Below are 8,512 nucleotides of genomic sequence, written 5' to 3' on the forward strand. Positions count from 1 at the left end.
TGCTGCTGTTGTTATTGCTGCTGTTGTTATTGCTGCTGTTGTTATTGCTGCTGTTGTTATTGCTGCTGTTGTTATTGCTGCTGTTGTTATTGCTGCTGTTGTTATTGCTGCTGTTGTTATTGCTGCAGTGCCACCTATGCAGAAAACAACAAACCGAAAATCAAAAGCGCCCCCTCACCCCAACCCCCGCTCCGCGCCCCGGCCCTTGCGCTGGCGCAAGGTCGTTCGACGGACAGCGAACCAATGGTTCGCGAACTGTCCGCCTCACCCCGCAAGCGGGAGAGGGGCTAGCACTCCTGCACTCCTGCACTCCTGCACTCCTGCATTCCGCATCCCACAAAATCCTAAGTCAACGCAGTCATAACCCCTTTCCGATACGCAGGCCGCTGCTGCAGCCGCGCGTACCACGCTGCCAGATGCGGCAGCTCCGGCCGCTGGATAGGCATTTCAAACCAGGCGTAGATGAAGGAACCCAGCGGAATATCGCCCATCGCAAAACGCTCACCGGACAACCACGGCTGCTTTTCCAAAGCTGCATCGACCAACGTCAACAGCTCACCACAACGCAGCAACGCCGCTGCAATCCGCGCCTCATCACGATCCGCTGGTGCAGTCCGCACAACGCCCCAGAACAGATCACGGAACGCACCCGCAAAACTCGAGGTGGTCCAATCCATCCACTGTTCACTGCGCGCACGTTCAACCGGGTCGGCCGGATACAGCACGTCCAAGGCATAACGCGCCGACAGATAACGCACAATGGCATTGGACTCCCACACCGGCAGACCTTGGTCCTCGATCACCGGCACCAGCCCATTGGGATTCATCGCGCGGTACTCGACCGTCTGCGTACCACCAAACGCACCGCCGACTTCAATCGACTCATAAGGCAGGCCGATCTCCTCGGCGCACCACAGCACCTTGCGCACATTGCTGGAATTGCGCCGGCCCCAGATTTTCAACATCAATCCACTCCTTTCAGATCAGTTTTCATCGCGCGCACCTTTACGTGGCAGCGTGCGTACCGCCGATGCCTTGCCCGCGCGCTTGACCTCGAACAGGCCGGTGGCCGCAATCAGATCGCTCAGCTTGCGATAACCGTAATTGCGCGAATCAAACGAAGCACGGTTTGCAATCTGGTTACCCACAGCACTCAGCAAAGCCCAGCCCTGCTCATCGGCCACCGCATCCACCGCACCACGCAACAGGTTGAGCAAGCGCGTATCACCACGCAGCTCATTGGCGCTGCGTGGCGTAATTGGTGCTGCGGGTGGCTCGCTTGATTCGGCCGGAGCCGTGGCTTCAGACGTTGAGGTCGCTGTTGGCGACGCGGAAGCACTGCCGGCAGCCACCGGCTCGACGACATCCGGCGGCGCATTACCCAAGGCCTCCAGATAGATGAATTTCGAGCAGGCGTTGACGAAGGCCAGCGGCGTCTTCTGCTCGCCGAAGCCATACACCTTCAAACCATCGGTGAGGATGCGCATCACCAGCGGGGTGAAGTCGGCGTCACTGGAGACAATCGCAAAGCCATCCAGGTTGCGCGCGTACAGCAGGTCCATCGCATCCACCACCATCGCCATGTCCGAGGCGTTCTTGCCCTTGGAATAAGCGAACTGCTGGATCGGCCGGATCGCGAACTCATGCAGCACGCTCTCCCAGCCCTTCAAGCGCGGGTTCTTCCAGTCGCCATAGGCGCGACGTACGTTGGCCACGCCGAAGGCAGCCACTTCCACGAGGATTTCGTCGATCTTCGATGACGGCGCGTTGTCGGCATCAATCAACAGCGCGATGCGCTTCTCAGGCTCAGTCACGGGGTACTCCATGGCGGCAAGCTGAGTACCAGTATCGGTCATCGCTGATTCAAAGCACATCAATGCGATGATGTGCGCTGACAACCCGCCCCCACGGCCGGTTCACCGGCCTCACCGGAGTACGTCATGCCGCAACACCCGCACCTAGTTGTCGTCGGCGGAGGTTTCGCCGGGCTCTGGGCCAGCCGTGCGCTGGCCGATGCACCCTTGCGCATCACCTTGGTCGATCGTCGCAACCACCATCTGTTCCAGCCCCTGCTCTACCAGGTGGCCACCGCCGGCCTGTCGTCGCCGGATATCGCCGCGCCGCTGCGGCATATCCTCGGCAAGCAGCGCAATATCGAGGTGCGGCTGGGCGAAGTGGTGTCCATCGACAAGCACGTCAGGAAGGTGCAGCTCGGCGATGGCAGCCAGATCGGTTACGACCTGCTGCTGGTCGCCAGCGGTGCCACCCACGCCTACTTCGGCCACGACGAATGGGCCGCCGATGCGCCCGGCCTGAAGACCCTGGACGATGCGCTCTACCTGCGCCGCAAGCTGCTGCTGGCGTTTGAACGCGCCGAGGCCGAATCCGACCCGGTAAAGCGCGCGGCATGGCTGAGCTTCGCCATCGTCGGCGGCGGCCCTACCGGCGTGGAACTGGCCGGCACCCTGGCCGAGATCGCCCGCCATACGCTGAAGAATGAGTTCCGCCATATCAACCCGGCCGATGCCAAGGTGCGGCTGGTCGAAGCCGGGCCACGGGTGCTGTCCACCTTCCCGGAAGTGCTGTCGCTGAAGGCACGCCGCCAGTTGGAGAAGCTGGGTGTGGAAGTACTCACCGGCACCGCCGTCAGCCATATCGACGGACAGGGCTTCCAGCTCGGCGACACCCATGTACCGGCGCGTACCGTGGTGTGGGCCGCCGGTGTCGCCGCCTCACCGCTGGCACGCACGTTGGACGTGCCGCTGGACCGTGCCGGCCGCGTGCAGGTGGAACCCGACCTGACGATTCCCGGCCATCCGGAGATTTTCGCCGGTGGCGATCTGGTCGCGCTGATGCAGGCCAACGGCCGGCCGGTGCCAGGTGTCGCTCCCGCTGCCAAACAGATGGGCAAGTACGTGGCGCAGGTGATCCGTGCGCGTCTTGATGGCAAGCCGGCGCCGCCGCCATTCCGCTACAGCGACCAGGGCAACCTGGCCACCATCGGCCGCATGGCCGCCATCGTGCACGTGGGCAAGCTGCAGCTGTCTGGGCTACTGGCGTGGTGGTTCTGGCTGGCCGCGCACGTGTTCTTCCTGATCGGCTTCCGCAACCGGCTGGTGGTGTTGCTCAACTGGGCAGTGGCGTATTGGAGCTACCAGCGCAGCGCGCGCATCATCCTCGGCGATGCCGACGAGGAGGATGGCAAGGAGCCTGCAGGTTGATCGGCACTGCGCCAGCGGCGATCAGCTGTTGCCGTTGGCGAATTGCTCGAATACTTCGCGCCCGGTCAGCGTCGGCGTCTGATTGGCCAACTCGTAGTACGACGGCTTTTCATCGATGAAGATCTGGCTGGCCAGCTCGAACTCACGATCCTGGAACAGCCCGGCCGGCACGAAGTATTCGCCGTCCGGCACCAGCCGGTAATACAGGTGCGTGCCGCACTGTGAGCAGAAGCCGCGTTCGGCCCAATCCGAGGAACGATAGGTCTTCAACGCGCTGCCGATGACCTGCACCTGGTCATCGCAATGCACCGCAAACAACGGGCCGCCGGACCAACGTCGACACATGCTGCAATGGCAGAGGCCGATTTCCGAATGCTCACTGGCAATCACTTCAATCGCACCACACAGGCACTGTCCTTTCATCACCGGGTCCGTCTGCAAGAGGAATGCCGAATCTACACGGGAAAGCTTTCCTACCGGTGATGAGAATCGTCCCGTAGTGCCGAGCCATGCTCGGCAGGAGCGTTACCGGCAACGGTAGGTTCCCCTGTAGTGCCGAGCCATGCTCGGCAGGAGCGTTACCAGCGACGGTTGGCCTGTGCATGAAGCCCCTGCCGAGCATGGCTCGGCACTACAAAAAAAGGCCCGGGTTTCCCCGGGCCTTCGTGTCACTGCTGCGGCCTTGCTCAGGCAGCGAACAATGCCTTCATCTTCTTCAGCGCGTTCGCTTCGATCTGGCGGATGCGTTCGGCGGACACGCCGTACTCATCTGCCAGTTCCTGCAGCGTCACCTTGCTGTCGGCGTCCAGCCAACGGCGGGCGATGATGTCGCGCGAACGCTGGTCGAGTTTGCCCAGACCTTCGCGCAGCAGGCTCAGCTGGTTGTCTTCGCTGTCTTCGCGCTCATAGGCCTGCGACGGATCTTCATCGCGTGCGACCAGGTACGCAGCCGGCGACGGCGGCGCATGGTCGTCGTCTTCATCCGACGGCGCATCGAAACCGATGTCACGACCGGACAGACGCGATTCCATCTCCATCACTTCACGCTCGGAGACGTTCAGATCCTTGGCGACGGCGCTGACCTCGGCGGCGTTCATCCAGCCCAGGCGGGTCTTGGACTTGCGCAGGTTGAAGAATAGCTTGCGCTGCGCCTTGGTCGTGGCGACCTTGACGATGCGCCAGTTCTTGAGGATGAACTCGTGCATCTCGGCACGGATCCAATGCACCGCGAAGGACACCAGGCGCACGCCCATGTCCGGGTCGAAGCGCTTGACCGCCTTCATCAGGCCGATGTTGCCTTCCTGGATCAGGTCGCCCAGCTGCAGGCCGTAGCCGTTGTAGCCGCGGGCCACGTGCACGACGAAGCGCAGGTGCGAATGCACCAGCTCACGTGCGGCGTGCAGATCCTGCTCGTCGCGGAAGCGACGCGACAGTTCCTGTTCCTCATCGACCGACAGCACCGGGATCTGGTGCACGGCACCGATGTAGGCGTCCAGCGAACCGAGCGCACTGGGGATCGGGAGATTGTTTGCCACAAGGGCAGTAGAGGTGTTCAGGTTCATAGGACCTCATCTTAGCAGTCGAACTATTGGACTGCTCAGTACAGAAAAAGTTCCAGCGTTCTGTTTTTGTTGCCAAACCCAGAGTCAAACCTGAATAGGCGACAGAAACATCGGCATTCCGAGGACCGCCAAGGTAGCAAGTCCAAGGTCACCGCGATATGACAGGAATCAAGGCAGTTCAGCCGCCAGCCGGTGCCAGCGCCAGATCGGCCAGCGCCGGCAGCCGCCAGTCGATCCGGGCCTGGCCGTTACGGGCCAGATAGTCATTGGCCTGCGAGAAATGACGGCAGCCCAGGAACCCCCGATGCGCCGACAGCGGCGAAGGATGCGGCGCCTTGAACACGCGGTGGCGGCGGGTATCGATGACCTTGCCTTTCTTCTGGGCATAGGCGCCCCACAGCAGGAACACCAGGCCTTCGCGCTCGCGGTTGAGCACGTCGACCACGTGGTCGGTGAAACCCTCCCAGCCGCGGCCCTGATGCGCACCAGCCTTGCCTTCTTCCACCGTCAGCACGGCGTTGAGCAGCAGCACGCCCTGTTGCGCCCACGGCAGCAGGCAGCCGTGGTCCGGGCGCGGGATGGCCAGGTCGGCCTCAAGTTCTTTGTAGATGTTGAGCAGCGAGGGCGGCACCGGCACACCCGGCATCACCGAGAAACTCAAACCATGCGCCTGGCCGTAGCCGTGGTACGGGTCCTGGCCCAGCACCACCACCTTTACCTGCTCGAACGGCGTGGCGTTGAAGGCAGCAAAGATTTCCGGGCCGGGCGGGAACACATGGGCGCCGGCTGCCTTGCGCTTGCGCAGGAAGGCCGACAGTTCACGCATCTCCGGGCGCAGCAGCCAATCGCCGATGCGCGCCTTCCAACTGGGCTCAAGCTGGATCTGTGCGCCGTCTTCGCTCACAGCACCACCGCCGGCTGTGCCATGCGCGCCAGCCGCAGCTGGAACAGCACCTTGGTCACCAGCAGACGTTCTTCAATGGGTTTCTGCACCAGGTCATTGGCGCCGGACTGCAGCAGCGCCGACTGGTTGTGCGGGTTGCCGTCGCCAGTCATCACCAGCACCGGCAGGCGTCGCTTGCCATAGGCGAAGTCGACGCGGATGCGTTCGACCACATCGCGGCCGCTGAGCTCACCCTTGAGGGTGACGTCGGTCAGCACCAGATCCACCTGGCGCGTGGTGCGGCCCAACGACTCGGCGGTGAGCAGCGAGAACGCATCCTCGGCGGTGAGCACGTGCACGACATGCAGGTCATGCCGTTCGAGCATGCGCTTGGTAGCCTCTGCCACCACGCGGCTGTCTTCGACATACAGCACCGTGGCATTAGCCACCGGCTCGGGCTGCACATAGCCACGGATGAAAGTCGCCAGGGCTTCGTGGCCGAGTGCCTTGTCGAAATAATCGGTGACGTATTCGGTGAAGCGGCGCTGTTCCAGATGCTGCTGGGCGTCGCCGGAGACCACGATTACCGGCACATAGGCCTGCCCTGCGGTTTCACGCACACCACGTGCCAGCGCCAGGCCATCGCCATCGGGCAAGGCCAGCGAGGTGGTGACCAGATGCACCGGGCCAGCGGCCAGCGCTTCGCGCGCCTCGGCAATGCTGGCGCAGCCAACCACCTCAACGTCGGGCAGTTCGCGTTTGAGCACATCGCTGATCAGGCGCCGTACCAGTTTGGATCCATCGACCACCATTACCCGTGGCGCGTCGCTGATCAGGTGCTTGAGCTCGTGCGTGGACATGCGGGCCTCAGGTTTCAGTCGGGCGAGTCTGCCTGAGGAAGTGACCGGTCACCAGCCATGCCCCCAACCAACCCAGAATCGTGGTGCCTACCAGCACCATGCCCGAATGCAGCAAATCCAGGCCTTGCAACATGAAGGGACTGCCGTAGCTTTGCGACAGATTGGCCAGTGGCGCGCGCAGGGCCAGCCCGCATACGCCGATCAGGCCCAGCGCGAGTGCACCAGCGCCCAGCCCGTACCACGCACCCATATAGACAAACGGGCGGCGGATGAAGCCATCACTGGCACCCAGCAACTGCAGCACGCCGATTTCCTCGCGCCGTGCCTGGATGTCCAGGCGCACGGTATTGCCGACCACCAGCGCCGCACCCAGGCCCAGCAGTGCGGACAACACCTGCACCAGACGTGCGCCGAAGCTCAGCCAACCATCCAGCCGCTGCCGCCAGAGCGCATCGTGCTGGACCAGATCGGCCTGCGGCAGGGTTTCAAGCGATTTGGCCAGGGCTGCGTCAACGCCGTCGGCCGGAGTCACGATCAACAGCGTGGGCAGCGGATTTTCACCCAGCGCATCGATGGCTTCGCCAAGACCGGCGTTCTCGCGTAACTCGGCCAGGCCTTCGTCCGGCGTACGCAGCTGCACCTGCGCCACATCGGCCCGGGCGCGCAGGGTCTTGGCCAGTTCCTGCGCAGCGGCGCCATCGACGTCGGTCTTCAGGAACAGGTTGATATCGCGCGACTGCTGCACGCTGCCGGAGAAATGCTTGAGGTTGTCCAAGCCGATCGACAGCCCCAACGGCAGTGCCAAGGCCAGGGCCATCACCGCCACCGTCAGCGCGGTAGCCCACGGCCGGCGCAGCGCGCGGCCAAGGCTGAAAACCACGCTATGCAGATGGTGGTTGATCCAGGTGGCCAGCCGCGACGGTGCTGCCGCGTTGGTATTGGTGTTCGTAGCGGTTTTCTCGGCGTTGCTGCTGGTAGTCATTCGGCCAGGTCCTGCGGCGAGATGTCATCGACCAGACGGCCGTGGTCGAGGATCAACACGCGCTTGCGCATCTGCTTGAGCAGGGCAAGGTCATGGCTGACCACCAGCACGCTGGTACCGCGCGCAGGCAGTTCAGCGAACAAGGTCATGATTTCCGCCGCCAAGGTCGGATCGAGGTTGCCGGTGGGTTCGTCGGCCACCAGCAGTTTGGGCTCGGCAACAATCGCCCGGGCAATGCCGACGCGCTGCTGCTCACCGGCCGACAGTTCGCTGGGCAGCGCCTTCTCACGGTGGCCCAGGCCCATCCGCTCCAGCACCGAGCGCACCCGCTTGCCGGTGTCGGCACGGCGGTCGCCACGCAGGATCAGCGGCAGGGCGACGTTCTCACCAATGCTGCGGTCGACCAGCAGACGATGATCCTGATAGACCGCGCCGACTTCACGCCGATGCAGGGCGACCTTGCCACCGCGTACCTTGAGCAGATTGCGTTCGCCGAAGATGACCGCGCCACGGCTGGGCCGCTCGCTGAGATGGATCAGCTTGAGCAAGGTGCTCTTGCCGGCACCGGAGTGCCCGGTGACGAACAGCATCTCGCCTGCCGCCACTTCAAAGCTGACATCCAGCAGCGCCTGATGGCCACCGGCATATTGTTTGCTGACATTGTCAAAACGCAGGACGCTCATCGTGCTGATTATGCAGGAGCGCGGGCGGGCTGCGGGGATGCAGGTCACGAGACGTGGGTTACGCGTAGTGCCGAGCCATGCTCGGCTAGGGGCTTTACCGACCATCATCTTTGTAGGAGCGGCGTCAGCCGCGAAGCCGGGATTGCATCAACCGGCGAAGAGCCAACCCCTCCCCAACCCTCCCCTTTGCTGCGCAAAAGGGAGGGAGCGGTAGTGGGGGGGGGGGGGGGGGGGGGGGGGGGGGGGGGGGGGGGGGGGGGGGGGGGGGGGGGGGGGGGGGGGGGGGGGGGGGGGGGGGGGGGGGGGGGGGGCGGGGGGGGG

Annotated in this window: 9 protein-coding genes and 1 pseudogene; 2 read left to right on the forward strand and 8 right to left on the reverse strand. The window is 63.6% G+C overall.

The annotated features are described in order from the left end of the window. Nucleotides 1-364, forward strand: a 364-nt coding sequence (locus ACVOMB_RS20275; RefSeq protein WP_481532834.1) for a hypothetical protein, incomplete at its 5' end; no start/stop codon positions are given. Here ACVOMB_RS20275 and ACVOMB_RS20280 read toward each other — a convergent pair. Further along, nucleotides 345-965 (reverse strand): glutathione S-transferase family protein, encoded by a 621-nt coding sequence (locus ACVOMB_RS20280; protein ID WP_481532835.1) that lies wholly within the window; start codon nucleotides 963-965, stop codon nucleotides 345-347. The genes ACVOMB_RS20275 and ACVOMB_RS20280 overlap by 20 nt on opposite strands. A 36-nt stretch (nucleotides 966-1,001) precedes the next feature. Further along, nucleotides 1,002-1,826: pseudogene (locus ACVOMB_RS20285) on the reverse strand (NYN domain-containing protein); the annotation flags it as partial. A gap of 114 nt (nucleotides 1,827-1,940) precedes the next feature. On the opposite strand from ACVOMB_RS20285, the gene ACVOMB_RS20290 reads away from it, so the two are divergent. After that, entirely contained in the window at nucleotides 1,941-3,221 is a 1,281-nt protein-coding gene (locus ACVOMB_RS20290) for an NAD(P)/FAD-dependent oxidoreductase (RefSeq protein WP_481532836.1), read from the forward strand. A 21-nt stretch (nucleotides 3,222-3,242) separates the two neighbouring features. On the opposite strand, the gene ACVOMB_RS20295 is transcribed toward ACVOMB_RS20290, so the two are convergent. The 6 genes from ACVOMB_RS20295 to ftsE all read right to left on the reverse strand — a co-directional run bounded on the left by ACVOMB_RS20295 (nucleotide 3,243) and on the right by ftsE (nucleotide 8,191). Beyond that, nucleotides 3,243-3,644 (reverse strand): GFA family protein, encoded by a 402-nt coding sequence (locus ACVOMB_RS20295; protein ID WP_481532837.1) that lies wholly within the window; start codon nucleotides 3,642-3,644, stop codon nucleotides 3,243-3,245. A 263-nt stretch (nucleotides 3,645-3,907) separates the two neighbouring features. Then, nucleotides 3,908-4,783, reverse strand: coding sequence for an RNA polymerase sigma factor RpoH (gene rpoH, locus ACVOMB_RS20300; protein WP_481532838.1), 876 nt, complete (start codon nucleotides 4,781-4,783; stop codon nucleotides 3,908-3,910). A gap of 178 nt (nucleotides 4,784-4,961) precedes the next feature. Beyond that, complete coding sequence (gene ung, locus ACVOMB_RS20305) at nucleotides 4,962-5,687, reverse strand: uracil-DNA glycosylase (RefSeq protein WP_481532839.1); 726 nt, start codon at nucleotides 5,685-5,687, stop codon at nucleotides 4,962-4,964. Then, nucleotides 5,684-6,526 (reverse strand): response regulator, encoded by an 843-nt coding sequence (locus tag ACVOMB_RS20310; protein WP_057628046.1) that lies wholly within the window; start codon nucleotides 6,524-6,526, stop codon nucleotides 5,684-5,686. Before ACVOMB_RS20310 ends, ung begins: the two co-directional genes overlap by 4 nt. Before the next feature lie 7 nt (nucleotides 6,527-6,533). After that, a complete protein-coding gene (gene ftsX / locus ACVOMB_RS20315; protein ID WP_481532840.1) occupies nucleotides 6,534-7,508 on the reverse strand; it encodes a permease-like cell division protein FtsX in 975 nt (324 codons plus the stop codon). Next, on the reverse strand, nucleotides 7,505-8,191 hold the full coding sequence (ftsE, locus tag ACVOMB_RS20320) for a cell division ATP-binding protein FtsE (protein ID WP_282272950.1): 687 nt from the start codon (nucleotides 8,189-8,191) through the stop codon (nucleotides 7,505-7,507). The genes ftsX and ftsE overlap by 4 nt, the downstream gene beginning before the upstream one ends. Nucleotides 8,192-8,512: the final 321 nt, after the last annotated feature.

Source organism: Stenotrophomonas sp. STEN018, from assembly GCF_056760235.1.